The 26,355-nt window shown below is 32.0% G+C and carries 25 protein-coding genes; 6 read left to right on the forward strand and 19 right to left on the reverse strand.

What is annotated here, in order from left to right:
* Positions 1-70 precede the first annotated feature (70 nt).
* Entirely contained in the window at positions 71-736 is a 666-nt protein-coding gene (locus tag H0I26_RS09775) for a peptidoglycan-binding protein LysM (protein WP_218697881.1), read from the forward strand.
* Here H0I26_RS09775 and H0I26_RS09780 read toward each other — a convergent pair.
* The 3 genes from H0I26_RS09780 to dnaA are packed head-to-tail and all read right to left on the reverse strand — an operon-like array spanning position 733 to position 3,372.
* Positions 733-1,449 carry an SAM-dependent methyltransferase gene (locus H0I26_RS09780; RefSeq protein ID WP_218697883.1) on the reverse strand — a complete coding sequence of 239 codons (717 nt, stop codon included), beginning with the start codon at positions 1,447-1,449 and terminating at the stop codon, positions 733-735. The two genes, H0I26_RS09775 and H0I26_RS09780, sit on opposite strands and share 4 nt — an antisense overlap.
* A 20-nt stretch (positions 1,450-1,469) precedes the next feature.
* Complete coding sequence (locus H0I26_RS09785) at positions 1,470-1,931, reverse strand: low molecular weight protein-tyrosine-phosphatase (RefSeq protein ID WP_218697885.1); 462 nt, start codon at positions 1,929-1,931, stop codon at positions 1,470-1,472.
* Positions 1,932-1,944: 13 nt separating this feature from the next.
* Entirely contained in the window at positions 1,945-3,372 is a 1,428-nt protein-coding gene (dnaA, locus tag H0I26_RS09790) for a chromosomal replication initiator protein DnaA (protein ID WP_101018128.1), read from the reverse strand.
* Between the two features lie 191 nt (positions 3,373-3,563).
* Here dnaA and H0I26_RS09795 point away from each other — a divergent pair, with 191 nt between their 5' ends.
* Complete coding sequence (locus H0I26_RS09795; protein ID WP_218702070.1) at positions 3,564-3,962, forward strand: acyl-CoA thioesterase; 399 nt, start codon at positions 3,564-3,566, stop codon at positions 3,960-3,962.
* On the opposite strand, the gene H0I26_RS09800 is transcribed toward H0I26_RS09795, so the two are convergent.
* The 15 genes from H0I26_RS09800 to H0I26_RS09870 all read right to left on the reverse strand — a co-directional run bounded on the left by H0I26_RS09800 (position 3,951) and on the right by H0I26_RS09870 (position 20,837).
* Positions 3,951-4,562 (reverse strand): IMPACT family protein, encoded by a 612-nt coding sequence (locus H0I26_RS09800; protein WP_218697887.1) that lies wholly within the window; start codon positions 4,560-4,562, stop codon positions 3,951-3,953. The two genes, H0I26_RS09795 and H0I26_RS09800, sit on opposite strands and share 12 nt — an antisense overlap.
* 2 nt (positions 4,563-4,564) lie before the next feature.
* Positions 4,565-5,428 carry a DMT family transporter gene (locus H0I26_RS09805; protein ID WP_218697889.1) on the reverse strand — a complete coding sequence of 288 codons (864 nt, stop codon included), beginning with the start codon at positions 5,426-5,428 and terminating at the stop codon, positions 4,565-4,567.
* On the reverse strand, positions 5,428-6,039 hold the full coding sequence (locus H0I26_RS09810) for an HAD-IA family hydrolase (protein WP_101018131.1): 612 nt from the start codon (positions 6,037-6,039) through the stop codon (positions 5,428-5,430). Before H0I26_RS09810 ends, H0I26_RS09805 begins: the two co-directional genes overlap by 1 nt.
* Before the next feature lie 236 nt (positions 6,040-6,275).
* A complete protein-coding gene (locus H0I26_RS09815) occupies positions 6,276-6,881 on the reverse strand; it encodes a hypothetical protein (protein WP_218697890.1) in 606 nt (201 codons plus the stop codon).
* A 115-nt stretch (positions 6,882-6,996) separates the two neighbouring features.
* Complete coding sequence (locus tag H0I26_RS09820; RefSeq protein WP_218697892.1) at positions 6,997-8,208, reverse strand: hypothetical protein; 1,212 nt, start codon at positions 8,206-8,208, stop codon at positions 6,997-6,999.
* 1,734 nt (positions 8,209-9,942) lie between these two features.
* A complete protein-coding gene (locus H0I26_RS09825) occupies positions 9,943-10,311 on the reverse strand; it encodes a hypothetical protein (RefSeq protein WP_218697901.1) in 369 nt (122 codons plus the stop codon).
* 2 nt (positions 10,312-10,313) lie between these two features.
* Positions 10,314-10,469, reverse strand: coding sequence for a hypothetical protein (locus tag H0I26_RS09830; RefSeq protein WP_218697903.1), 156 nt, complete (start codon positions 10,467-10,469; stop codon positions 10,314-10,316).
* Positions 10,470-10,641: 172 nt separating this feature from the next.
* Positions 10,642-11,496 (reverse strand): hypothetical protein, encoded by an 855-nt coding sequence (locus H0I26_RS09835; protein ID WP_218697905.1) that lies wholly within the window; start codon positions 11,494-11,496, stop codon positions 10,642-10,644.
* The gene (locus H0I26_RS09840; protein ID WP_218697907.1) at positions 11,487-12,881 is read right to left on the reverse strand and encodes a glycoside hydrolase family 104 protein; all 1,395 of its coding nucleotides are present in this window, start codon (positions 12,879-12,881) and stop codon (positions 11,487-11,489) included. Before H0I26_RS09840 ends, H0I26_RS09835 begins: the two co-directional genes overlap by 10 nt.
* Before the next feature lie 375 nt (positions 12,882-13,256).
* Positions 13,257-13,931: a hypothetical protein gene (locus H0I26_RS09845; protein ID WP_218697909.1), complete on the reverse strand. Its 675-nt coding sequence runs from the start codon at positions 13,929-13,931 to the stop codon at positions 13,257-13,259.
* Positions 13,903-16,875 carry a hypothetical protein gene (locus H0I26_RS09850; RefSeq protein WP_218697910.1) on the reverse strand — a complete coding sequence of 991 codons (2,973 nt, stop codon included), beginning with the start codon at positions 16,873-16,875 and terminating at the stop codon, positions 13,903-13,905. Before H0I26_RS09850 ends, H0I26_RS09845 begins: the two co-directional genes overlap by 29 nt.
* Before the next feature lie 5 nt (positions 16,876-16,880).
* A complete protein-coding gene (locus H0I26_RS19865) occupies positions 16,881-17,372 on the reverse strand; it encodes a PAAR domain-containing protein (RefSeq protein ID WP_218697912.1) in 492 nt (163 codons plus the stop codon).
* A gap of 12 nt (positions 17,373-17,384) precedes the next feature.
* Positions 17,385-19,196, reverse strand: a complete 1,812-nt coding sequence (locus tag H0I26_RS09860) for a type VI secretion system Vgr family protein (protein WP_218697914.1) — start codon at positions 19,194-19,196, stop codon at positions 17,385-17,387.
* Between the two features lie 203 nt (positions 19,197-19,399).
* Positions 19,400-20,380 carry a bifunctional diaminohydroxyphosphoribosylaminopyrimidine deaminase/5-amino-6-(5-phosphoribosylamino)uracil reductase RibD gene (gene ribD / locus H0I26_RS09865; RefSeq protein WP_256935107.1) on the reverse strand — a complete coding sequence of 327 codons (981 nt, stop codon included), beginning with the start codon at positions 20,378-20,380 and terminating at the stop codon, positions 19,400-19,402.
* Between the two features lies 1 nt (position 20,381).
* Complete coding sequence (locus H0I26_RS09870) at positions 20,382-20,837, reverse strand: LEA type 2 family protein (RefSeq protein WP_218697916.1); 456 nt, start codon at positions 20,835-20,837, stop codon at positions 20,382-20,384.
* Between the two features lie 65 nt (positions 20,838-20,902).
* Between H0I26_RS09870 and H0I26_RS09875 the strand changes: the two genes are divergently transcribed.
* The 4 genes from H0I26_RS09875 to H0I26_RS09890 all read left to right on the forward strand — a co-directional run bounded on the left by H0I26_RS09875 (position 20,903) and on the right by H0I26_RS09890 (position 25,427).
* Complete coding sequence (locus tag H0I26_RS09875; RefSeq protein ID WP_218697918.1) at positions 20,903-21,394, forward strand: GNAT family N-acetyltransferase; 492 nt, start codon at positions 20,903-20,905, stop codon at positions 21,392-21,394.
* Positions 21,395-21,403: 9 nt separating this feature from the next.
* A complete protein-coding gene (gene prmC, locus H0I26_RS09880) occupies positions 21,404-22,276 on the forward strand; it encodes a peptide chain release factor N(5)-glutamine methyltransferase (protein WP_218697920.1) in 873 nt (290 codons plus the stop codon).
* A gap of 348 nt (positions 22,277-22,624) precedes the next feature.
* The gene (ligA, locus tag H0I26_RS09885) at positions 22,625-24,619 is read left to right on the forward strand and encodes an NAD-dependent DNA ligase LigA (protein WP_218697922.1); all 1,995 of its coding nucleotides are present in this window, start codon (positions 22,625-22,627) and stop codon (positions 24,617-24,619) included.
* 82 nt (positions 24,620-24,701) lie between these two features.
* On the forward strand, positions 24,702-25,427 hold the full coding sequence (locus tag H0I26_RS09890) for a hypothetical protein (RefSeq protein ID WP_218697924.1): 726 nt from the start codon (positions 24,702-24,704) through the stop codon (positions 25,425-25,427).
* Positions 25,428-25,431: 4 nt separating this feature from the next.
* Here the strand turns inward: H0I26_RS09890 and H0I26_RS09895 are convergent, their stop codons facing one another.
* The gene (locus tag H0I26_RS09895; RefSeq protein WP_218697926.1) at positions 25,432-26,349 is read right to left on the reverse strand and encodes a bifunctional metallophosphatase/5'-nucleotidase; all 918 of its coding nucleotides are present in this window, start codon (positions 26,347-26,349) and stop codon (positions 25,432-25,434) included.
* Between the last annotated feature and the right edge of the window lie 6 nt (positions 26,350-26,355).

Below are 26,355 nucleotides of genomic sequence, written 5' to 3' on the forward strand. Positions count from 1 at the left end.
TTGTTGTATATTTGCACGCTGAAATTTAAGTCTATATAATATTAATTAACAGACTTTTAAATCGTAACAAATGAAAATAAATATTGGAAAGTTATTATCCCTAACGTTGACAATAGCAATTTTATTACTAGTCGTTTTTATTAATACTGAAAATAACACAACACTAGTCGATGAGATTAAAACTGAAAACGTTGACTTTGAAGCGTTACAATATGTTAATATTGCTTCAAATTTAAAGTTTGTTCAAAAACCATTATTCACACCTCAATTAGGTAAAAGTTTTACTGGTTTTAAAGAAGCTTTAGGATTTAAAGAATCTCAAAATGATTATTTTAGAGTGAATCAATTTGGTTACTTGGGTAAATATCAATTTGGGAAAAGTACATTAAGAGTATTAGGTATTTATCATCCACAATTCTTTTTAAGTAATCCAGAATTACAAGAGAAGGCGTTTATCGCTAATGCACAACGCAACAAGTGGGTTTTGCGTAAGGATATCAAACGTTTTAACAACAAGTACATTAAAGGTGTTAAGATTACAGAATCAGGAATACTAGCTGCAGCGCATTTGGCCGGTCCTGGAAGTGTAAAGAAATTTCTTAGAAGTTATGGAGAAACTGGTTTTGCGGATGCAAACGGTACAACCATAAAGTATTACATGAAAAAGTTTTCAGGATACGATACGTCTTTGATAAAACCATTAAAAAAGGTTAGAGTAAAATACGAAAGCGCTTAATATTGGCTTTTGTGAATTATAAATAGTGTTGGTCTCTTATGTAGGTCAACACTATTTTTTTTCCATTGACTTACTGTTTGCGTTTTAATAAACTCTGTAGGCAATGTAATATCACAAGCAACACAAATCTCCGTACTATCACTTAAGATGCTGCAAAGGTCTTCTAAAAGCTTATTGTTTCTATACGGCGTCTCAATAAACGATTGGGTTTGATTGTGTTCAAAACTTAAACGTTCTAAACGTTTTAATTCTGATTTCTTTTCATTTTTGTCAATAGGTAAATATCCGTTGAAAGCAAAACTTTGACCATTCATTCCAGAAGCCATCATTGCTAATAGGATGGAAGACGGTCCAACTAATGGGACAACTTGTATATTGTTTTTATGTGCCAAACTTACGATGTCAGCACCAGGGTCTGCAATTCCGGGACAACCAGCATCAGATATTAAACCTAAATTTTGGCCTTCTAAACAAGGTTTGATAAAATTTGGTAATTCTGTTGGTTCTGTAAATTTATTAAGTTCAAAAAGGTTTAAACTTGATTGTTGCTTCTCTGGAGCGATACTTTTTATAAACTTTCTAGCGGCTTTAGAGTTTTCGACAACAAAGGTATCTAAACTATCAATAATAGTTTTTACTTGTGCAGGTAGGACATTAAAAGGATTAGAATCTCCTAATGTACATGGAATCAAATATAGTTTTCCTTTAGTCATAATATTATAAAGGTATTAAATTAAGTCAAACTATTTAATTGTTGACTTATTTTTTCGGAAGCCTCCTCTAAAAGTTTGTACACTTTTTCAAAACCGTTGTCACCACCAAAATAGGGATCAGGGACGTCTAAATTTTGCTCAGGAACACTTTCATTTAAAATCAATTTTACTTTTGATTTTTGTGCGTCATTTTCAGCTAAAGCGATAATGTTATCATAATTTGAATGATCCATGGCGTAGATAATATCAAAGTCTATAAAATCTTGTTTAATAAACTGTCTAGCTTGTTGTTTTGTAATGTCAATACCATGTTGTTTAGCGACAGCAATGGATCTAGGATCCGGTTTGTTTCCGATATGGTAGCTACTTGTTCCGGCAGAATCTACACTAAATAATTTGTGATCTAATTTAGATTGTAGGATACCTTCAGCTAGAGGAGAACGACAAATGTTTCCTAAGCATACCATTAAAATTTTAGTCATTTTAAAATAAAATTTAAACTGAAAGTTTTTTTGTTAAATCCTCAACATATTTTTTAAACTGCTTGTCCGTAGACGATAAGTTATCGACTGTTTTACAAGCATGTAAAACTGTTGCATGATCACGTTTTCCAATTTGAGAACCAATACTAGCAAGAGAGGCTTTAGTCAGTTTTTTTGCAAAAAACATGGCTAATTGTCTAGCTTGTACAATATGACGCTTTCTAGTTTTAGATTGTAATGTATCTACATCCATTTGGAAATAATCGGATACAATTTTCTGAATGTAATCTATAGAAACTTCACGTTTCGTGTTTTTTACAAACTTTTCAACAACTTGCTTAGCTAGCTCAATATTGATTTCTTTCTTATTAAAAGAAGATTGTGCAATTAAAGAGATAATAGCACCTTCTAGCTCACGGATATTAGATTTTATGTTTTTAGCAACATATTCAATAATATCGTCAGGCATTTCAACACCATCTCTATATAATTTGTTTTTCAGTATTGAAACACGTGTTTCAAAATCAGGTGTTTGTAATTCGGCAGATAAACCCCATTTAAATCTAGATAATAAGCGTTGCTCAATATCTTGCATGTCCACAGGTGCCTTGTCACTAGTTAAAATAACTTGCTTTCCGTTTTGGTGCAAGTGATTAAAAATATGGAAGAATACATCTTGTGTTCCAGATTTACCAGATAAAAACTGAACATCATCAATAACCAACACATCAATTAACTGGTAAAAGTGTATAAAGTCATTTCTGTTATTCTTTTTAACCGAGTCTATATATTGTTGCGTGAATTTTTCAGCAGAAATATACAATACCGTTTTCTCTGGGTACTTATCTTTTATATCAACACCAATAGCATGTGCTAAGTGTGTTTTTCCTAATCCAACACCACCAAATATTAATAAAGGATTAAAAGACGTTCCACCTGGTTTTGCAGATACAGCTAAACCAGCACTACGTGCTAAACGGTTAGAATCACCTTCTAAAAAGTTATCAAAGTTATAGTTTGGATTAAGTTGAGATTCGATTTTCACGTTTCTAATTCCAGGAATTATAAACGGATTACGTAATTCGCGGTTCTTATTATTAAGCGGCACATCTACATCTTGCGATTTTACGCCACCACGATTAGAACTTGGAATACGCTCTGTAAAAGGTTGTTTGTTACCATACGTGTTTTCCATTTTAATAATGTAAACCAATTTGGCGGTTTCACCCAACTCTTTAGTTAAAGACACTTTTAAAAGCTTAACATAGTGCTCCTCTAACCACTCGTAAAAAAACTTGCTTGGCACTTGTATACTAAGCGCATTATCTGCAAGCTTAACCGCTACAATAGGTTCAAACCAGGTTTTGTAAGCTTGTGGTTGAATGTTATCCTTTATAAAAAGGAGACAATTATTCCAGACCGTTTGCGCAGTTACACTCATGTTATGTTTAAAAGGTATTTTATGTTAGTTACTTTTGTTCTATAATGACATTAGAACAGCTTCGTTCTTTAGCGTGGCAAATATGTGAACAAAAAACGTAAAAAAAAAATCATTTACTATTGAATATTCAGTTTTTTTTCCTCATGTTGGTAAGGGTAGATAAATTACAAAAAATAAATAATATAATGGGTATAAAACAAGACGAAATTGAAATAAGAGTGCGTTATGCAGAAACAGACCAAATGGGTGTTGTTCATCATGGGAATTACGCATTATATCTAGAAATGGCTAGAATCGAATGGTTACGGAAATTAAACATTTCTTATCGAAAAATGGAAGAAAATGGCATTGGTTTACCAGTAGTGTCGATGTCTGTAAATTTCAAAAAACCAGTGCATTATGATGACGTAATTACGGTAAAAACACAGCTTAAAAAAGCACCTTCTGCTTTGGTCGAATTTGACTATGAAATACATAACGAATCGCAAGAAATTGTGTCTACAGCAAGTGTGGTTTTGGCGTTTATCGATATGAAAACAAAACGTCCAACACGACCACCTAAGTATTTTTTAGAGGCTTTAAATGGTTAAATCTTTGATGTTAACTTCATAAATACTTTCAAAAATTTCGAAGATTGTATTCGCGTCTTTTTTCCGAACTGAAATTGTAATTTGACAGTCTAATTCCAATTTTTGGTTAATAACCTTTAGATTTTTCTCTTTTATTACGCGCATGACCTTGTTCATGTTTTTATAATCGAAAGAAATTAAATAAGGAATATTAATGGTGCGAATAACAATTTTTGAAGTGTCTAGAGCTAGTTGCGCTGCTGTTTTATAAGCGTTTATTAAACCGCCAACACCAAGCTTTACGCCGCCAAAATAACGGACTACAACTATAAGGATATTAGTGACTTCAAAAGACTGAATTTGACCATAAATAGGCATTCCTGCACTGTTATTAGGCTCGCCGTCATCATTTGCTCTGTAGGCAATGGTTTCTGTGCCTATTTGGTAAGCATAACACCAGTGTCTGGCTTGGTGATGTTGCTTTTTTAAATCGTCCAGGTGTTGTTTAACTTGGTCTTCTGACGTTACAGGAAAGGCATAGCCAAAAAATTTAGAATTTTTGTCTTTAAATAAGACCTCTTCAGAAGGTGTTGTAATTGTTTTGTAAGCGTCGTCTTCCATAATTACGCTAAAGTTACCAAAAGTATTGCTAATATGGCAACACCAATACCAATCCAGTTTTTGGCAAGCAAGCGTTCTTTAAAAAATATTAAGCCTAAAAGTGTCGATAGCATAACTATAGCAACGTTGTTAACAGTAAATATAGTCGAGCTTTCAAAATTTTCCGCGTTTAACGCTTTTAATAACATGTAGATAGAGTAGTAGTTGACGATACCTAAAATAAAACCAGCGATGATACTCTTGGGATCAAAGCTTAATTTTTTTTGTATCGCTTTCGCGGAAAGAAGGCCAATACCAATAAGTCCAGCGATTAAAAACATGGTAGCAGAAAATATTGGAATACCATTATCGGCGACATATGTGGTTTCTAAATATTTTATTGAGGTGTCAATAGTTCCCGAACCTAAAAAGAGTAGGGCAGGAAGCCATAAGCTTTTGATTGAAAAGCGTTCGGTTGTTTTTGCTTTTTGTGAAGCCAAATATACCGCGACTAAAGCTAAAACAATACCTATGCCTTTTTGCCAGCCTAGTGCTTCGTTATATACAAAAAGCCCAAAAATTATTGGGATAACAACACTCATTTTACTTGCTACAGACGCTACGGATAAACCAAGTCGTTGTGCGGTTAGAGCCATAACATTAAAGATGGCAATAAATAGGAATCCTAAACCGATAGCACCAAAAAACCATTGGGATGTTACAATGTCTTTGACAACGACTGGGGCGTCATAACTTAAAATACCACAAGTAAAAGCTGTAAAATAGTTAAAAACTATAGTTTGTAGTGTGTTTATGTTACGTTTTCCAACAACTTTAAATATGACAAAAATTAGAGTAGAGGCACAAATACTAAATATTAAATACATTAAAATAAGTCTTTTTTAATGGTAAATAAGTCGATAATATCTTCAGTCTTAGGATCGTTATTCCAAACATGTATGCCCAATTTACTTGCTGCTTCTGTATTTTCTTTTGTGTCGTCAATAAATAAGCAGTCTTCTGGATTTAGATTGTTTTCATCTAAAACAAACTGAAAGATGTCTGTGTTTGGTTTGCGTAATTGAATCTCGTGTGATAAGTAAAATTGATTAAACGCTTTTTTAAAGTCATCATAAAACGGAATGTGTTTTTTGATACAATCAATATGCATTTCGTTGGTATTACTTAATAAGATTAAATTATAGGTTTTGTCTTGGGCTAATTGTGTTATAAAATCTAAACGCTTTGATGGAAAATCACAGATTATATAATTCCAAGTATCAATTAAGTCTTTTTTAGATAGTTTAGGAAAGTTCTCTAAATAAAAGTCGATAAACTCGTCAGTACTTATTAAGCCTTGTTCGTAAAAGCTATTAAAAGCAATCAGTTCTTCAGACAATTCGTCGATTTCAAAAAGCTCTAAAGCATTGGTCATCGCGCCTTCTTTATCTAAATTGATAAAGACATCACCAAAATCGAATATTATAGTTTTAATCATTTGTTCGAGGTTTAATTTCTCTTGCAAATATCTTATTATTTTTAGTATTACCGAGTTTTTAAAGGATTAGTATTTTTTGTTCTAGTAATTAATAAGCTTAATGTCTGTTTTTCTGTAAAAGCACTAATTATATAACAAATAAATTACAGCTTTCAAAAACTGTGATTTTTAAAGTATGTTAGAACAAGCACTCTTAACTGCACTAGTGCGAGCTTGAGCTGTCTGTATTACTACAGCTAATGGCTTAGTTTTAAAATTTCTTCTATTCTCTCAGTATTTTTAGTTTTTTCTATTTCTATCCAATGCTTTTGTCCTTTGTCTGATTTATAGATAATTACAGTTCTATCTTTTTTATAATATTCACATGGATTATCAACCCAATCTTCAAGAGGGAGAAAGTTGTCTTTAGGTGTTATTTGAGCCCATAGTGTAAATCTTTCATGGATTTCTTTATTACTAAAGATGTTATTAATAGAATCAATAATTGATGCTCTGTAATTGAAATCCTTCCAATTTTCTAATTCCGAGGCGCTTGGTCTTAGATAGATTTTTCCAGAGAACTTCATTTCTTTTTCATCTCCATGGCATACAAAGGCATATGCAGAGTAATAATTAATTATAGCGTCTTGAAAAATAAGACTTTCGTCTATAAAATTTAAAAACTCAATTTGATTTTTATTTGTCTTTTTATTAGAAAAAGAAGCATCAGTAGTAGTGAAGCTATCTTTAGTCATAACCGATACACTTCCTTTGTTTGTAATGGCGTGGGTTGATTTGTTTTCTGATTTATTTTCACAACTTATAAAAATAGATGTTAATACTATAAAAATTATTTTCTTCATTGCTTAAAAGTACAAAAGCTAATTAAAACATTTATAATTTTAATTGCTGTTTTCTTACTCGATGCGGCACTCGTTACAAACGAGCACTAGTGAGGTACTTTGCGTAACAGGTCAATTAATGAGAAACACCATTACCTACTTTCTTTGCTTTTAACCACTGCGTTTTAAATCCTTCTAATTCATAATAGTTGTTTTTTATAAATTCATTAGAATAGGTATTATCTGTGTCATAAAATTCTGCAAAAAATCCCATATACTTGAATGTATCTTCCGTTTGGTTTTGAATGAAATGATAAATCTGAGCAACCATATAAGATTGGTCTTCAAATGACAGATAATCAAAATCTTGATTGTTTTTTGATAAGAAATAAACGTAATCATTTAAATCATCACAATATGACACTTTCTCTTTCATTTTTTGTAAAATTTTATTATGAAAAACAACCTTGTTATTACAGTTCTTATGCCATAACATTTTTCCGTATTCAAAGCCATTTGACTTACCATTAACAGTTTCTAGTCTATGCTTTTTTATAAACCATTCTACAAGTTTTTCATCATCTAAATACCCGAATTCAGTGATAAGACTTTTCATAAAATATTCATCATTATTTACTAACCATTCAAAATGACTTTTGACATCGTTAAACAAATATTCATTTCTAGCTATAAATAATTTCAAATTAAATGACCTCTTATTATTTAATTCGTCTATATCTTTCCATTTATATATTATAACAGAACTCCCATCACTTGAAATCCGTGTATTATCAGACGCTTTTTCAACATCAAATAAATGAGGAAACTCTTTTTGATAATCAATTATTTCTGGTATTGCATAAAGTTCCGTTATAAAATTTTCTCCTTTAACTATATGCAATGAAACTGGCCTTATGTCAATAGTATTATCATTTCTATAATAGGATAAGCTTCGATTACAAGGATTATCTAAAATTACTGTGAGATACTTTTTTTCAGATTTAGGTAATATTGTTCTCCCGAAAATTCTTTTGACTTTTCTTTTAAATATCTCAGTAGGTACATTGCTATTTAGAATTCCTTTCAGAAAGGGCACTATTACTTCTAAATATTTTTGAGAATACTTATAATCGGAAATATCATAAGAATCATCATATAATTGTGAATATCCAATATTCAACTGCTCTTCCAAGACTTGCTCTAAGTCTGTTTTATTATCCTTCTCATCTAATATTCTAACTTCTTTTGGAGAGCTAATCGTGTTTATTTGTGTTGAAGAAGGCTTTGTTTCCTTACAAGCTATAATAAATAAGAGTAAATAATAAATCTTTAAATGATTGAATAACATATTTTAACTATGAGTTTGATTGTAAGACAATATTTTTTTTTACTCTGCTTTTAACAACTGGTGATTGCTTTAAGTTTTCAGAAGGAATAAAATCTTTTCGTTTAACGACCCAAAAAAAACTTGCCTTTGTCCTTTGAACACTGTACCCTTCATTCCCGCTATTGTAAGAAACCAATACCGTCAATTTTTAGTAAAGTATGAGATAATCTGCAAAATTCTTAGGGTTACTATATTTCTAATCTATTGGGGTGCTAACAAAACCATAAACAATAGGGTTATTATGGATACATTTTATTTTTTGTTTTATGACAACAGTACTTCATAGTTCAATAGATTTATTATTGTGTTGCCAGAATTGATATTTTGAGATATTACCTCTTTCTTTTCTAAAATGGTCTATGCTTTCTAGTAAAATATTAAAATATGCTTGTCTTGTAAATACGGCCATCCAATATACTGTGGCAAAAGACACCAAATATGCTCCTATTGGAATTTAGAGAATCATCTAATATTTTAAAATAGGTTGGTAGAATAAATAAATCTACCCAATCAATTATTGTTAATGTCACAAATGTTGGAACGGTACTATCTATGTCTTTATATCTCTGAGACGGAGATTAAAGATAATAAATTGCATTGCAAATACTAAAAAAAAATTAGATACACTTCACATAAGTGCGCCAGAGTTTCGGATATGGCGCACTAGGGAAGAAATTAATTATTCTGTTTTACCTCTTTTAGTATCACGTTTACCATCTTCTACTTTTTTTTATTAGTGTTTTCTTACTCAATATAGCACTCGTTACAAACGAACGCTAGCGGGGGAGATGAATTCTACGTATTGATGCAGTAAAAAAAAATATTATCTTTACTAGGAACTACAATATGTTATTTATTGGGTAAAAATAAGCAATCAGATTTATTTAAGAATCCTCATATGTTAGCTCGTTTTAAGGATATACTTTGGTTTCCTGAAGACAATCAAGAACATATATTCTTTACTCTAGATTTCATTACAAAAGCTATTAAGTTGGAGAATAGTTAATGAACCAATAAAAATGGCACAGCTTTTTAATATGAGCGTTGATCAAGTTTTAAATTATGATGGTTCTATTCCGAAAGAAGTAACTATTGAAGATAAAAACGAAGTAGAATAAATTAGATTAATTCAGCAACTAGAAGAAGAAGACAAACAAACTATTATTAGACTCGTTGAAAAGATGTTGACAAATAAAAAGTTTAAAGATTTTTTTGCTAAAAATTCTGCTACTCTGTAAAAATAAAAAACCACAGCTATAAAAACTGTGGTTTGTATATCTTGTGTCCTAATAACACAAGCGTGAGAACTCTCTAATCTGAAGAATATGTCTTAACTAATTTTATTGAATCTTTTTGTTTGAAAATTTCAATGTAAGTAACTCCTCCTGGATAATTAATATTAACCTTTAATTCTTTAGACCGTTTAATCTTGTATTCTAATGAAGTCAATTTATCTTCTCTTTTTAGCAAAGTATCTTTCTTAGGAATATAAGTTAGCAACTCTTCTTTTTTTAACTCAGTAGATTTTACAACATCATAATAAACAGATTTTATTGTATTATTTTTATTAGAATAAAAACATGTTTTTATAAAGTCAGATTCATCTTGAAATTCGTAACAATTAGGTGATACTTGTTTTTCTTTAGTCTTTTTTTCATAAGTTATAACTTGTTCCTGATTTTTTACTTCTTTTTTTTAATATTTATTTTTTAAAATATCATACACCTTATTATTCAGAAAATCAACTTTTACCCACTTCAAGGGCATGTCGTTGATGTCTTCTTTATAACTAACTTTAACTATTAAGAAATCTTTTGTTGCTTTATCAAAAAAACTATATATTTTATTTGTCTCAAATACAGAATAATTTATTGATAAAGAACTTTTCAATATAAACTGATGAGCTATACTTTGCCAATCAAGATTACTAATAGATTCATAATAACTATTGTTTTCTAATTTAGATGAGCTATTACCTGTTATTAATGCAGGGTTATTTTCCTTTTGCTTACATGAAAAACATAACAAAAAAAATAATGACAGAGATATTAAAAATTTAATCATATTTAAAAAGTATCTACTATTTTAGTTTTTATTCCTTTAAGACTTTCTCTATAACGTTTTTTTGCATCCTCATTTTTAGAATACCATCTAGCGTAATCCATATTATATTTTTTAATATAAAATGCTTTATACATCATTCCAGCTTCTACGGAAGGCATTATAACAAACCTCTTTTTATTTACTTTATCCTGCTGATTTCCGACCGTAGAACTAGCAACACCTTTTCCTTCTTTTGCACTATATGTGCCAAGTATACCGTATTCTGGATATTAGACACACTTCACAGAAGTGCGCCAGGGTTGCGGATATGTCGCGCGAGGGGAGCTTTATTTATTCTTCCTTTAACTTTACCTCTTTACCATTTTCTATAAGAGAACTCCTAGCATAAAAATCATTACTTTTTTTATAGATAATTATTAATGGTTTACTGCTATCTCCTGAGTATTCATATTCTTCTGCACCTAAGTTCTCCTTATAATAAATTTCTAACTCACCTTTTGTTTGTATTTTTGTGCATAAATATTCAAAAGAATCACCAAAAGCTTGATTTTTCTTAAAAATAATTCCCCTTCCTTCAAAATCTTCCTCTATGTTAAAAACAACTCCAGTTTTGGATTCCCCTATTGGTTCAATATAATAAGATAAATAATCAAACTCATATTCATCTACAATATCTGTTGATGGATATGTGAAATTTACATTTTCACGTAAAAGAGTAATATCTGTAATCTTATAAGAATCATCTGTTGTTGATACCTTTACATTTATAGTTCTTTCATCATAATTAATAAAACTAACCTTAAAAACATTTTCTATATTTGTTCCTGAAATCTTTAAAGTATTTAAATCAATTTTCTCATAATCTTGAGAATCAATTATTAAATTACCATTAAAATTATTAACAGATTCAATCAAATTTTTAGAAAGATAATCATTCAATATACATTTCTTGGTTCCCTGATTTAAGTCTGTCAAATACAAAACATAAAATTTTCTAACAAAATTAATCGACTTCTCTTGCGAATACTCTTTATCTTGAGGAGTATTTTCTTCTTTTGTTTCTGATAACACGATTGAATTACCAGTAATAATCTTATCTTCTTTTTTAGTTATTTCTTTACAAGAAATAACACTTTTTATGATTAAAAAAAAGAAGATTAATTTCACTATTTTACTTATTCCCATCTGTAAATTTTATAATTTGGTGTTGCTTTTCTATAATCTCCACCTGCCCAAAAGTCTGTTTGAAAAAAGTCTGAAATCCACTGATTATCACCAGCATACATTTGTATATGACCATAAGGGTGTGACTTTTTACCCCATTTAAACGCTTCAACAACAACGATATCTCCTATTTGGTAATCCGTAGTTGAAATTTCTTTAAAACCTTGTTTGACTAGATAAGAATTGTATTTATGAGCATTAAGCCCAGCATAGGGGAGTCCTCCATCTACTAAAGCAAACCCTACATAACGCGCGCACCTACCAATTAAACTTTTACGATCAGAATCACTCGCTCTTCTTTTTAAACCTCTAATGACTTTATTTAAATCAAGTCCTGGTTTTTTAGTTTCTATTTGTTCTTGAGGCTCAGGCTCTTTAATTCCAAACTTTTTTAAAAAACCAGATTCTAAATGCAAATCAGATTGTCCTGCTAATTCTTCTGCTAAAAATTTATCATACACTTTTAACTGCGTCATCCTAGCATCATGTATAGCCTCTCTTATCTCATTTTTATCTGTTAAACCTTTAGTAGGGCCTTGTTTATCATATCTGCCAGGGCTAAAACTTGCCCATGTATGACTAGCATAAGTCTCTATAGCACGAGTAACATAACCATTCAACAAATCATTTACCAATCCTTTTTGCCCAGCCTTTAAAACTCTTCCATGAAGTAACAAAGCAATACAAAATTCATCTTGCGATTTTGGAGAAAAATCTTTGATTCCATATTTCTTAACAAAATTTCTATTTTCATTTCTACCTACTTTTTTATGATCTTTTACCACATGTCCATTATAATCCCACCATGTTTCTTTCATTATTTGGTATGCCCCAGCTGCTGAACTATATTTTATAGTTCCATCATCTTTAGTATACCATTTTTGAGGATCTTCAGGGTGTTTGCTCATATCAGAGAATTGCTTGCCACCAAATAATGTAGTATATCCATTTTCACCAGGAATACCTTCGAACTCTTTAATAACTCTCAAGAATGCTCTAATTTTAGCTTCAGAATTATTATCAGCTCCACCACTACCATAAATTCGTATCATATGATTAACAAAAGCAATAGGGTGGAAGTGATACACATTTGGAGTATTTGGGAAAACCCTTGGTAATTTTTCCTCTTGCTCATTTACATCTGTTTCGCTTGTTTCTGACTTTTCAGACGTCTGTTCTGTTTTATGTGTTTCAGTTGTTTCCGGAGTATTAGAGGTTGGTAAATTAGTAGGCTCTTCAACTATTCCACCTCTAAAATCTAAAGCACTATTTTTGTTGGTAGCTTGCGGTTCAGGTTCGGGTTCGGGTGGATTATAAGTTTTACTGCTAGCTTCTTCCCAAAACATTAATTTTTTTTACTTGTTCTTCTATTGCATCAAGTTCTCCTTCTTTTAATTCGTCGATTGCCCCTCTGTATTCTTTTGGCTGTTCATTAATAAAATAATCATAAAAACCTGCAACTACTGTTCTTATTTGACTTGGTGTATAGGACCATTCATTTAATGATGGCTTTATATATTTTAATTTGCAGTACTGAATGCAATTCCTCGCTATTGGATCTAAATATTTAATATTATAAGGTTTATATAGCAGTATATACTTTTTGGACCATAATGTAATTTTGTGTTTTCGCCTCTCTAGGTTTGCTCTTTTTTTTTATTTTTATTAGAGTTTACTTACTCAGTATAGCACTAATTAAAAACGATCGATATCAGAAGGTGCTATTTCTTGTTTGAGATAGCATCTAATTCCATGCAAAATTCTTCATTAAAATATTTACTACAATCTAACCTTGGGTACCAATTGAAATCATTTTTTAATACTCTATTTTTTTCTTCATATTTGACATATTCTTCCAAACAGTCCTTTATTTCATATTCATCTGTTTGAAATTCTTGACAAGGCGGAACATAAATGTTTTTTATCGATTTTAAAGACAATGAATCGATTAATACTTTAATTATTTTATCATTTTCTAATTGGTAAACTAAGTTCTTTTTTGAATCATATCTGAAATAAAAAGTTGATTTTTCATTTGTCCATTTATTCTGAACTTTAACCAAAATTTTATCGTTATTAAATTCTTTGTTTAACACTATATATTCTAATGGCTCCATTATTGCAGCTCCTGTTTTGTCAAACATTATATTCTCTTTGAAGTTAAAAGATTCCATGTCAGATTCAAAGTATAACTTTTTTAAGAGATATTGATTACCAGTATCTTTTGATAATAAATAGAATTTAGAGTTTTGTAAATCTATATCATTAACTTTCTGTTTTAGATTCTCTATTTCAGAAATTGAGGATAAATTTTCTTTGACCTTTTTTTCTTTTTTACAGGAGAAGATTATCAAAAATAATAGACTGTTAATAAGTAATAATTTGGTGTGATTCATTTAAGTTTCTTCTTATTTGAGTTACATTATAGGGTTTATTTCCTGATTTATAAGTTTTTTCTGCATATAATTTATATTCATCTTCCAAAACAAAATACCATTCTGTGGAATCTCCTCTACGAGTGCCAACATCCCAAAAAATATAACGTTGTTCATTCTTAACTAATTTCCTTCCAACTATTATTACATAATGGTCAGTCGTACCTTCATTAATTCCTGTTCCTCCTCTGTATTGGTAAGTATGATTTACTCCGATTAAAACCGGATGACTATTTTCTAACGCTAAATCTAAATACTCAATAGCTTTTAAAGAAGGTTTTTCATAATAAACAAGTCCATCTCTTTCACTTGTTTCATTTGCTAATTGATGATAAGATTGAGGGTATTGAGCTCCGAAAATTGAGGTTTTACCTGAAGCGCCTTCAGCATAAACTCCCATTCTTTTCATTATTCGTTTGCAAGTTATATTACAATCTGATTTACCTTTTTGAGGTTCAAACGTCATTAAAGGTCGTAAATCAATATCTTCTTTCCCGCCCGTAATCAACTTCATATGTTCCACAAAAGCAATTGGGTGAAAATGATAAATACTAGAACTATCAGAAGGAAAGGTTCTTTTTTCTTTTGGTTTTTCTTTTCCGTTATAATGTTGGTCTGTTTCGGCTACATCACCATCCGTTATTTGATCCCAAAAACAAAGATTATTAATTTTTTCTTCTAACAATACTTTTTTAGCATCCCGCGCTTCTTCTAATCTTGTTTTTTTTGTTTCTGTAGCTAGATTTACTCCTTTTTCGTAAACTTTGTCTATTTCTGTGTTAAAATCAGCGATTTTATTGTTAGTATCCCACTCATTAAAATGTTTACAAATAAGTCTACTTAAATCCTTTACAGCAGTATCTTTTTGCATTGCATTATTTAATTCGTTTTCTGTTAGGAGGTTGTTTTTGTCATCATCGTATTTTTTTAACTTTTCCCATACTTTATTAACAAATGTTTTAGGTGTACGATCTGTAAAAGACTCGCCAAAATGATAAAAATAGTTATTGTCAGGGTCTTCAAAAACTTCCCAACCATAACTTTCATCTAACCAATTGTAAGGATTGATAAATGTTAAATCCTTTTTTCTTATCCAACCTTTATTGGTTTTTTGTTTTCCTTTACCTTGTACATTATACCAGTCTACATCTTTACTGTCTTTTGTAGTAGATATTTTACGTGCGATTATTTTTTCAGTTGTTATTATATTTACATCAGTTTCTTTGGGGTCTTTTTCGTAATAACTTTCAATATCTTTTGTTAAAGTGATCCAAGTGTCTTTAGTACCTGTTGCTTCAGTATTATTAACCCAATAGTTTTTGTTTGCTTTAGGGTGTTTTTGTTTTAACTTTCTGTACTTTATATGTTTAGGGTCTTTGTTTCTAGCGATAGCCTCAGCGTTTTTTGTTGTTTTTGAAAACTCACCATTGTCCTCTTTTTTCATATAATCAGTGAAATAAAGTTCTTTTATATTCGAATCTAATAAATTATTAAAATCAGCATTTACTTTTTCAAAAGAACTTATAACATAATATTTACCAGTTGAATTCCAACTTATTCTATCATCAAATACTACAATTCCTTCTATATCTTCAAAACCTATTTGGGTGTAATTATCATTGATTTCTAATATTTTAACTTTTGTATCCTTTTTTAAAAAATTACATGGTTTTGCAAATTGTAGAGTCTTTCCAGCAGGAATTTCTATGGTTGTTTGACTATCGTCATCAACATGATTTTTTAAAAAATTATCAACTTCAGTGTCATCCGTAAAGACTTCTAAATGGACACATTTGTATAAACTTTGTTTATCAAAAGAATATTGTGCTGGTACACCAATTATATCTCCAGCCTTAATTGATACATCTACATTTTTCACATTATTACTTCCATTTGTAATATCGTCTTTTAAAGATTTTTTTATTTGTAAATCCTTTTTATTAATGTATTCTTCTTTTTCTTTAATTTTTATCCAAGTGCCATCTACAATTTCTATTTCTCCTAGATTGTTTCCTTTTTTTTCAACTCTAATAAAATCACTATCTTTATTAGGTTTTTTTCTTACAATAGCCCCTTTTTCTGAGGTAGGGATTGGATCCTCTTCAATATTAACCTCTATAGTACCATCTCTTAAATCTTTTACTCTGTTACCAGAAGTAGCCATAAACAGATCATGATCTCCTTTATAGTAAACAGGTGTATAAGTTGTGTCGTGTTGGTGTATCCAATGATCATCCGAAAAATTAGCTCCTAATACAGTGCCTTCCTCTTTAGTATAAACTTTTTTGGTAGCAGAGTTAATATCGTAAGTAACTTGTGTTCCTTTGGTTAAGACGTGTTTTACTATACCTCTTTTTACTCTTTTCTTTCTTATAGTTACTGTTTCTAAATCAGTTCCTGATCTTAATCGTAAACCTCTTTGTTGTTCTTTTCCGGTAACTTTTGCTGTGTATTTTGCATATAAATCTGGAATATTTTTACCATTATCTTTTTCTAATTCCTTTTTTGACATTAAATGCATATATAAGCTATAAAACCTAAGTTTTTGCTTTGTAGGTTCTTCTTCTTTATTTTTTTGCTTACCAGGACTTTCGTAGTTATGCTGAATGAGGATGAAACTATTAGAATACTTTCTTTGGGAGTCTTTTTCTAATAAATAATCTTCTGCAAACCTGTAGGCTATGATTCGACCATCCGCAATGGCACGAACACAATTAGATCCTTCTATGTGTATTCCTCCATGCCAAGAGCTTAAACGTCCTATTGGATAAAAGCCAAAACTGTTGTTATGTCCATAATAACGTTCGTTTAATTCTTCTTGACTTAATTCTTTTTCTACAGTAGTTTTGTTAGATAATTCTCTATCTGATGGCAATATTGGATATGATACTTTTTTAAGACTCATAATATTTATATGCTAAAATCTAATAAACTTAAATACCCATTTTTATCGGCCTCTTCACGAAGTGCCTCCTGCCTAGCTATAGCCTCATTTAATTGACTTCTGCGACCTGTAATGGAAGCGATAACCTTTAGAGTAGGGTTAATTGTTGGAAATGGTATTTTATGAATAGGCATAACAGCTGTTGCTGGGCTAACACCAGTACCAATTAGTACGGTTGGTTCGCCTTGCGTTACTTGTCCACCATGCGCTGTTAAGCTACCTACGGTTGCTGCTGGTTTTCCGCCTATTAAAACGGTACCTTCCCCCATAACTATAGTGTCAGGTGGTCCAATACAGGTACATAAGTCACCCATTACTGCTGCAGGTTTACCTCCAATTAGTACGGTTGGTACACCCGGTCCAACTACTGGTCCACCAACATGAGGTGGAGGTGGAGTCCCTGGGTTTAACATTGGGCATACATGCATGCTTCCTAGTGTTGCTGCTGGTCCTGGCATAATTTTAGGGTTTTAATTTATTTTTACAATTGCTCCAGAAACTTCTGTTATGGCGCTACCTGATACTTTTGTTTGTGCACTATTTACTTCTACAGACGCTTGTCCTTCAATAATCGTGTTTGTACCAGTTATTGTAGCATTACTTGAGGCTTCAATTGCTATGGAAGCATCACTAATAACGGTGGTGTCGGAAGTGGATTGTAATGCCAAGGCACTTTCTGATATAATGTTTGTATTCCCTTCTGAAGAGGTGTTAATATCGCCTTGCGCTTGCAGTTCTATAGTTTCTTCAGCAATCATTTTAATATTTTTTGCTTGAATCTCTATATTTTCAGTAGCTGTTATAAATAAAGATTTTGCTTGCGTATCAAAAGTTATGATACTACCTTCATTATCATAAATATTTATTTTTTCTTCACCATCGGTATCATTTAACTCTATAGTATGTCCACTTCTGGTACGTATTGCTTTGACATCATTGGCGCTGCTTTCAAAAGCATTAGCTTTACCGGTTCCGTTATACAAACTACCTAACATATAGGGGTGCTCTGCATTACCACCTTCAAAACCTATTAAGACTTCTTCTCCTGTTTCTGGAATAAAATGGAAGCCTTTATCGCCACCAGCATGTGGCGTGACAATACGGATCCAAGGGGTCATCTCTCTAGTTATTTGTTGCCAAGGAAATTGCACCCTGATACGTCCTAAACCTTCTGGATCTGTGTTTTCCATAACAATAGCTGTTTGGGTTTCACTTCTAGGAAAGGCTTGTATGTTGGTATTTGGATAAGCGTCAAATTCGGCAGTAATACCTTCAAAAAAGTTTAAATAATCGCCGTTTTCTTTGTTGGTATGGGTAATACTAGTCACTCTGTAAGTGGCGCCTTCTATTTTTATAATATTCCCTAATTTTACACCAGGGTTGTCACTAACACCGTTAAGTTTGACTTGTTTTATTTCAATCGCCTTTTTTTGTAATTCTATACTGGAGTCTAAACGTTGTTTGGCTTGTGGGTCATTATACAAATTGTGCCATACATTGGTCTGTTTGCTATAAATGGTGTTGGCTTTACTAGATACAAAACCACTATACCCATTAGCACCCGCGCTTACTTCGGTCGCATCTTTTTCATGGACTTCGTTTAAAAGATAGTCGTTTGCGTAATATTTGTAGTTATGGGATTGTGGTAATAGATTTAAGTTGTATTCTTTTAAATCAAACCCATAGGTTAGTTCTAGTTCTTCTGTTTCGGGTTGCCCAAAGATAAGTTGCATCCCGTTGTAATAAAACCATTGCCCATATTGTGCTGCTAATCGGCTAGCGTAACCAAAGGCAGATTCGTTATGTTGTACAGAGTAGTGAAGGGCAGCTGTATTAGTAGGGGTAACCACTAGTTCTAATTTTGATTGGTCGTAGTCGTTAAACGTTGTTTCTATTATATCTGCTAAAGTTAAATCGTTATAGGAGGCGTAGTGCGGTCCGTCGTCAGAAATAAAAGTAGGGCTTTGTGCTATAATTACCACCGTATCACCAGTACTAGCTTCGTGACCTTTTATAGTTTTAACTTGTGTGACAATACCTTTAAAGGTCAAGGTTTGATAACCAGCACTTTGATCTAGAGCACTTGTTTCAAGTGTTATAGTTTCGCCTAGAAAGTTTTTACTAGATTCTCCTAAAGGTTGTGATAAATCTTCTAAAACATCCATTCGGCATACTAATTCTAGCATGTGGTGCGCGTCGATTTGTTGGTTTAGCATGACGCTTTTAAAAGCGGTAATTTCATTACCGTTTATAAAGATGTTGGTTGTGCTTTGTAGAGCCATAGTTTTATTAAGGTATTTTGCAGTATTCTATACTAACTAATAGTATTAATAAAACACCAGCTTTTTTTTTAAAATTATTCTGTTATAGCAGAATGTAGTATCTAAACATCACATAACAGGTGCTTAAAATTACTTTTTAAAAATAAAATAACATAATAAATTTAATTAAATTTTAACAAAAAATAATTAAACATGTGGATTGCCTAGTGATTACGGTAGGTTAGAACCGAATCATTTTCAATCGTTGCGATAGAAAATTGTTCGCCTTTAAGTTTTGGAGCGGCTATACCGTCGTAAAAACGGACTTGACCTTTAAAAATTCTAGCTTCATCCCAAAGGTTGGCATCAATAAATAATTGTAGCGTTTTAGAGCCGCCTTCAATAATTATAGAGTTTATGTTTTCTTTATAAAGGTGATCGCAAATGGCTTTAGCCGAATGGTCTTTAAACGTAATTGTTTCGGCATCTGTATTAAATATGGCATATTGGTTAGACAATAACCCGTTGCGATCTAAAACGATGCGTGTAGGGTTTTGTCCGGTCCAATCTCTAACATTTAAGGTAGGATTATCTTTAATCACGGTATTGGTGCCAACTAAAATGGCTTGTTCTTCAGCACGCCATTTATGGACTAATTGCCTAGAGTAGCTATTAGTAATCCAAACAGGTTTTTGTTCGTCTTTAGTTTTTGGAGCAATAAAACCGTCTATAGATTCTGCCCATTTTAGAATTATATACGGGCGTTTTTTGTTATGAAATGTAAAAAAACGCTTGTGATGTGCTTTGCATTCGGTTTCCAAGACGCCAACTCTAACATTACGTCCTGCTTCCATCAGTCTTTTAATACCTTTTCCGGCAACCTCAGGATTATCATCCACACAACCTATAACTATATTGGGGATTTGATGATGGATTATTAAATCGCTACAAGGTGGCGTTTTTCCGTAATGACTGCAAGGTTCTAAAGTCACGTAAATAGTAGCCTTTTTTAAAAGGGATTGGTCGGCAACACTATTTATAGCATTTACTTCGGCATGATTACCACCGTATTTGCTTGTAAAACCTTCGCCAATAATAGTATTATCAGCAACAATGATACTGCCAACCATAGGATTTGGTCGTGTATATCCTAAGCCGTTTTTTGCAATTTGTAAGGCACGTTGTATGTAAAATTGATCGGTCAAATTATAATTTGATTTTAACGTCTTCGGTACGGTCTACTTGATACGTGTGAGAAAATCCTAGGACCTTATATTTGATTTCACCAAGATACTGGACTGTCATTTTTTTGCTTAAAAAACTACCCAATAAACTGCTTAAGTTTTTATTACTTAATAAACTATCTGTTGGTATTTGTGCTTGTAATGGAATGCTAAATTCTTTTCTAGCCGGAACTTTAAAATTTTGACTAGTTACAGAGGCTAATTCGTTATTATTAACAATCACTTTAATCCCATCTGTTTTTAATTGCCCACCAATACTATTCGGGTTTAAAAAAAAGGCATCGGCTGTAACCGTAATAAATCTAGAAGTAGATTCTAATACTTTAATATTTTCGACTTTAATAAACTGTGGTTTTTCTGTGACCTTACAGTTAAAAAAGCAGGTTAATATTGTTAATAAGATTAGTGTTTTCTTCATGTGTCTTTTTTTAGATTTAATGTATCTTCATCCTCTAAAATAAGACACAAAAATACTATTTAAAAGTGAGTAATACTACGATTGAAATAAGAGAAATCCAACCAGAAGATAATCCACAAATAGAAGCTGTTATTCGTGAGGTTTTTATTGAATACGGCTTACCTTTAGTGGGAACAGCGTATGCGGATGAAGAAACACCACAAATGTTTGAATCTTATTCAGGTGAAAACGAAGTGTATTATGTTGTCGTTATGGATGGCAAGGTTGAAGGCGGTGGTGGATTAAAACCGTTACATGGTATGGAGGACGAGGTGTTTGAAATACAAAAAATGTATTTTTCTAATCGCTTACGCGGAAAAGGCTTTGGAAAGCAACTATTTGAAAGGTGTTTGTTAAAAGGGAAGTCTTTAGGTTTTAGTCGGGCTTATTTAGAAACTATTCCAGTATTAGAAGAAGCGATTCATATTTACGAAAGCAATGGCTTTACTCATTTAAAAGGACCTTTAGGGAGTACAGGTCATTTTAATTGTGGTATTTGGATGGAGAAAAAACTATAATACACGGAGATGCTAGTAAAAGAATTAAAAGCAATATTCCATAAAGAATTGGATACCATTTATGGTAAAGACGAAGTGTTTAGCTTCTTTTTTATGTTAACGGAAGCGTACTGTAATATCTCCCGACTGGATGTGGCACTTGATACAGCCTTAAGTATTACAAAAGAAGAACAAGACCCTTTGTTTAGAGCATTAGAAGCTTTAAAGAAAAATACACCAATACAATATATTTTAGGCGAAACTGAATTTTACGGTTTGCCTTTTGCAGTCAATGAAAACACGTTAATACCGCGTCCAGAAACAGAAGAGTTGGTGCAATTAATTATTGATGCGCATCCTAAACAGAGTGGCACTGACAACGTTTCAATATTAGATATTGGTACAGGAAGTGGTTGTATCGCGATCAGTTTGGCTAAAAATATAGTTGACAGTGTTGTATGCGCGCTTGATGTTTCCGCGAAAGCGATACAAAAAGCGAAAGAAAATGCGGTGTTAAATGCGGTAAATATAGACTTTGTGGAAGTGGATATTTTAGACGAATCTACTTGGGGTCTGGCAACTAGAGTCTCAAAATTTGACATTATCGTGTCTAATCCGCCTTATGTTCGTCATCTAGAAAAACAACAAATGCAAGCTAATGTATTGGATAACGAGCCACATTTGGCACTATTTGTTGAGGATAATGACCCGCTTGTGTTTTATAACGCGATCACTAAGTTTGCGGTTACTAATTTAAAGCCTAAAGGCGCATTGTATTTCGAAATTAATGAATACCTAGGGGAAGAGATGATAGCGCTTTTGGAGACTTATGGATTTAGTAATATTAAGTTGGTACAGGATATGTTTGGTAAAGACCGAATGATAAGTGGACTAAAGGTGTAGTTATTAGCTGAAATTATATAGTATTATTTTATTTTTGCAAATATTGGTTTTGGCACATGGCTTATTGGTGTGTGAAAATAGTTTTTGGCAGTGTAACGTAAGTATAGACAAGATCACGAATAATAAAATAATTAAAAGTGTCGAAATTTATTATAATCTAGAAGATAATAATGAGTACATCGATTTAGAGAAAACAACAGATATAAATGAAATCTATTGGTTAAGTAATACCGAATTTATAATTAAATTTTGAGGAGCAACAGAATGCTATTTGGATTCTGAAAGCTACTGTTATTATAGGTATAAGATTAAACAACCATTATTAGATTTGCTAGAAGTTAAATAAGTATGAGCATAGAATTACAATTAAACGCATTAAGAGAAGAGTTAAGAGGACATAATTATAATTATTATGTTTTAGATAATCCGACGATTAGCGATTACGACTTTGATATAAAATTAAAAGAATTACAGGCTTTAGAAGCAGCACATCCTGAGTTTTATGATGCTAATTCGCCAACATTACGTGTTGGTGGAACAGTGACTAAAAATTTTAATACGGTGGTCCATAAGCATAGGATGTATAGTTTAGATAACTCTTATTCTCTTGAAGATTTAAAAGATTGGGAAACCAGAATAAGAAAGATGGTGGATGGTCATGTCGAATATGTTTGCGAACTTAAATATGATGGTGCCTCTATAAATCTAACCTATCAAAATGGAAGTTTATTAAAAGCAGTGACGCGGGGCGACGGTACGCAAGGTGATGAGGTCACGCCAAACATAAAAACAATCAATTCGGTGCCTTTGCAGTTAAAAGGCGGTTTTGCTGAAGAATTTGAGATTAGAGGTGAAATTATTTTACCATACGAGGGATTTATTAAGATGAATGAAGAACGCATCGAAAATGGAGAGGAACCTTATAAAAATCCACGTAATACGGCATCAGGAAGTTTAAAATTACAGGATAGTGCTGAGGTTGCAAAACGACCTTTGGATTGCTTACTTTATGGTTTAGTTGGTGGTGATTTTGAATATAAAACACATTTTGAAAGCTTAGAAAAGGCGCGTCAAATGGGTTTTAAAGTTCCGAAAGAAGCAAAGTTATGCCAAAGTATTGAGGATGTTTTTGAGTTTATAAATCATTGGGATCATGCCAGACATGATTTACCTTATGAGACGGATGGTGTAGTGGTAAAAGTTAATAATTTACACCAACAAGATGAGCTTGGTTTTACGTCCAAAGCACCACGTTGGGCTATGGCTTATAAGTTTAAAGCGGAGCAGGTTAGTACGGTTTTAAATAGTATTTCCTATCAAGTTGGGCGTACAGGAGCTATTACTCCAGTTGCTAATTTAGAACCTGTAGAGTTAGCGGGGACTATTGTAAAACGAGCGTCCTTACATAATGCCGATCAAATTGAAAAACTAGATATTAGAGTAGGAGATACGGTATATGTGGAAAAAGGTGGTGAAATTATACCTAAAATTATAGCTGTAAATTTAGACGAACGTCCAGCAGATTCTCAACCAACACAATATATTACTAATTGTCCTGAATGTGACACTACTTTACAAAGAGAAGCGGGGGAAGCGAAACATTTTTGTCCGAATTATAATGGTTGCGATCCTCAGGTAATTGGTCGTATCCAACATTATATTTCGCGTAAAGCAATGGATATTGAAGGTTTAGGAGGAGAGACTGTAGCGCTTTTAGTAAAGGCAGGATTAATCCATAATTATGCAGATTTATATACGTTGACTAAAGATCAAGTCTTGCCGTTAGAGCGTATGGCAGAGAAAAGTGCTGATAATTTAATTGCAGGTGTTGAAGCTTCTAAACAAATACCCTTTGAGCGTGTCTTATTTGCTTTGGGGATTCGATTTGTGGGAGAAACGGTTGCTAAAACATTAGCGAAGCATTTTAAAAGTATTGATGCTTTAGCATTTGCTTCTATTTTAGATTTAGAACAAGTTGATGAAATTGGTATTAGAATAGCAGAAAGTGTTGTCGACTTCTTTTCAGATAGTAAAAACCAGGCTATTGTAAATCGATTAAAATCTTACGGCTTGCAATTAGAAATTTCAGCAGAAAAATTAGCAGGTCAAACCGATAAGCTAAAAGGACAGAGTATTGTTGTTTCAGGAGTATTTCATTCGGTATCCAGAACAGAACTTAAAAAATTGATAGAAGATAATGGCGGGAAGGTGAGTAGTTCCATCTCATCTAAGACTAGTTATATTGTTGCAGGAGATAATATGGGGCCAAGCAAAAAAGATAAGGCTGATTTGTTGAAAATAGAACTAATTACTGAAGAAGATTTCTTACAAACCTTGAGGTAAATCATGTATTTAATCGGTAAAAAGCATTAATACTCGTTAAATTACGTTTTTTTTATATCTTTGTAGTCGCAAAACAGTTATAATGCAGTTTACAAGGTTTAATATAGTATCAGTGCTTTTGGTGATTCTTGCAGTGGTTATAATGGTTGGGAGGATATTTGATTGTCCGCAACTATCTAATTACGCATGGATCGGTGTATTTCCTTTATTGACCTATTTGTATTATTGTCATGCTAAAGGACAAAATAATTATTTTGGATTTTTCCTTATTGCATTTTCTATCGTTGAATTTTTGAAAATAATTTTTGACACTAGTAATGCTTTAGCGTATTACGCTGCAAATTGCTTGAATATAGTAGCGTATGCATCCTTAATTATCTTTTTAGTGAAAGGGATAAAATTAAAACGCTTGTTTAGAGAGTTTAAGTTACATCTCATTATATTATTGATATTTAACGCTTATATTATTTATGTGTTAAATCAAATGATTATGCAGGATGACGATTTAGCAGTAAACTCAATAGATTTTATTATGGAAGTAACTTATAATGTGTTGATTTTACTAGTGTTATCCCTGTCTTTAATTCATTATTTATATCACGATACAAAACAAGGATTGTTATTGTTTTTAGCTAGTGTATGCATTGTGTTTTCAGAGATGGTACAAGTCGCTTATTTGTTTATCTCTTCAGAACAATTATTACATATTTCTTATTCGGTATTAATGGGGCTTGGTTTTTATTTTCTATACGTTTACATCAAAATTAAACATACAGAGACCAATGAAACCCCAAAAAAAGTAGAGTAGTTATCTAAACTATTATTGATGTTCCTTCAGCTTTTTTAGTACTATCCGGTTCAAAATAAAAATCAATCTTACCTAGATTAATTCCATAACAACCGACCTGATTAACCAATACATTTTTACCTTCTAAATTTTGTGCTACTGTTGGTTTTGGTAAAAAGGTATGTGTGTGTCCTCCAATAATCAAGTCTATATCTTTGGTTGCTTTAGCTAAGCCTAAATCACTTATTTTATCCGGGTTTTTCTTGTAGTTATAACCTAAGTGAGATAAACAGATTATTAAATCACAGTTTTCATCCTTTTTTAGGATTCTGGTCATTTCTTGGGCAGCCTCAATAGGATCTAAATATTTAGTCTCTTTAGACATTGTTTTATCTACTAAACCATCTAATTCTATTCCTAATCCAAAGACCCCTATTTTAAGACCCTCTTTTTTGAAGATTTGATAAGGTTTAACATGTGTGTTCATTACGGTATTTGAAAAATCATAATTGGCGGATACAAAACCAAAACTGGCGTGGGGTAATTGCGCATATAAGCCATCAATACCATTATCAAAATCATGATTTCCAATGGTTGCTAAGTCATACTTAAGCCTACTCATAAGCTTGAATTCTAACTCGCCACCATAATAATTAAAGTAGGGTGTACCCTGAAAAATATCTCCAGCATCTAGAAGTAAGGTGTTTGGGTTTTCTGCTCTAATATTTTCAATTAAAGTAGCACGTCTGGCAACACCACCTTGATTAGCATTTCTTCCGTCCTCAGGACCAAAAGCATCTATATGACTATGGACATCATTAGTGTGTAAGATGGTGATTTTTTTTGTTTTGGCAGTAGTGGCAAAAGATTGTAACCCATAACCTCCAACTGTAATTAATGCAGTAGCAGCTGTTGCTTGTTGTATAAAGTCTCTACGTTTCATGTTTTG

The sequence above is a fragment of the Olleya sp. HaHaR_3_96 genome (genome assembly GCF_019278545.1).
In the GTDB taxonomy this organism is placed as follows: Bacteria; Bacteroidota; Bacteroidia; order Flavobacteriales; family Flavobacteriaceae; genus Olleya.

What these genes read in the sequence shown, in the direction of transcription:
- H0I26_RS09775 (WP_218697881.1), top strand. Translation starts at nt 71, where the DNA reads ATGAAAATAAATATTGGAAAGTTATTATCCCTAACGTTGACAATAGCA.
- H0I26_RS09780 (WP_218697883.1), bottom strand. Translation starts at nt 1,449, where the DNA reads ATGACTAAAGGAAAACTATATTTGATTCCATGTACATTAGGAGATTCT.
- H0I26_RS09785 (WP_218697885.1), bottom strand. Translation starts at nt 1,931, where the DNA reads ATGACTAAAATTTTAATGGTATGCTTAGGAAACATTTGTCGTTCTCCT.
- dnaA (WP_101018128.1), bottom strand. Translation starts at nt 3,372, where the DNA reads ATGAGTGTAACTGCGCAAACGGTCTGGAATAATTGTCTCCTTTTTATA.
- H0I26_RS09800 (WP_218697887.1), bottom strand. Translation starts at nt 4,562, where the DNA reads ATGGAAGACGACGCTTACAAAACAATTACAACACCTTCTGAAGAGGTC.
- H0I26_RS09805 (WP_218697889.1), bottom strand. Translation starts at nt 5,428, where the DNA reads ATGTATTTAATATTTAGTATTTGTGCCTCTACTCTAATTTTTGTCATA.
- H0I26_RS09810 (WP_101018131.1), bottom strand. Translation starts at nt 6,039, where the DNA reads ATGATTAAAACTATAATATTCGATTTTGGTGATGTCTTTATCAATTTA.
- H0I26_RS09815 (WP_218697890.1), bottom strand. Translation starts at nt 6,881, where the DNA reads ATGAAGAAAATAATTTTTATAGTATTAACATCTATTTTTATAAGTTGT.
- H0I26_RS09820 (WP_218697892.1), bottom strand. Translation starts at nt 8,208, where the DNA reads ATGTTATTCAATCATTTAAAGATTTATTATTTACTCTTATTTATTATA.
- H0I26_RS09825 (WP_218697901.1), bottom strand. Translation starts at nt 10,311, where the DNA reads ATGATTAAATTTTTAATATCTCTGTCATTATTTTTTTTGTTATGTTTT.
- H0I26_RS09830 (WP_218697903.1), bottom strand. Translation starts at nt 10,469, where the DNA reads ATGCCTTCCGTAGAAGCTGGAATGATGTATAAAGCATTTTATATTAAA.
- H0I26_RS09835 (WP_218697905.1), bottom strand. Translation starts at nt 11,496, where the DNA reads ATGGGAATAAGTAAAATAGTGAAATTAATCTTCTTTTTTTTAATCATA.
- H0I26_RS09840 (WP_218697907.1), bottom strand. Translation starts at nt 12,881, where the DNA reads ATGTTTTGGGAAGAAGCTAGCAGTAAAACTTATAATCCACCCGAACCC.
- H0I26_RS09845 (WP_218697909.1), bottom strand. Translation starts at nt 13,931, where the DNA reads ATGAATCACACCAAATTATTACTTATTAACAGTCTATTATTTTTGATA.
- H0I26_RS09850 (WP_218697910.1), bottom strand. Translation starts at nt 16,875, where the DNA reads ATGAGTCTTAAAAAAGTATCATATCCAATATTGCCATCAGATAGAGAA.
- H0I26_RS19865 (WP_218697912.1), bottom strand. Translation starts at nt 17,372, where the DNA reads ATGCCAGGACCAGCAGCAACACTAGGAAGCATGCATGTATGCCCAATG.
- H0I26_RS09860 (WP_218697914.1), bottom strand. Translation starts at nt 19,196, where the DNA reads ATGGCTCTACAAAGCACAACCAACATCTTTATAAACGGTAATGAAATT.
- H0I26_RS09870 (WP_218697916.1), bottom strand. Translation starts at nt 20,837, where the DNA reads ATGAAGAAAACACTAATCTTATTAACAATATTAACCTGCTTTTTTAAC.
- prmC (WP_218697920.1), top strand. Translation starts at nt 21,404, where the DNA reads ATGCTAGTAAAAGAATTAAAAGCAATATTCCATAAAGAATTGGATACC.
- ligA (WP_218697922.1), top strand. Translation starts at nt 22,625, where the DNA reads ATGAGCATAGAATTACAATTAAACGCATTAAGAGAAGAGTTAAGAGGA.
- H0I26_RS09890 (WP_218697924.1), top strand. Translation starts at nt 24,702, where the DNA reads ATGCAGTTTACAAGGTTTAATATAGTATCAGTGCTTTTGGTGATTCTT.
- H0I26_RS09895 (WP_218697926.1), bottom strand. Translation starts at nt 26,349, where the DNA reads ATGAAACGTAGAGACTTTATACAACAAGCAACAGCTGCTACTGCATTA.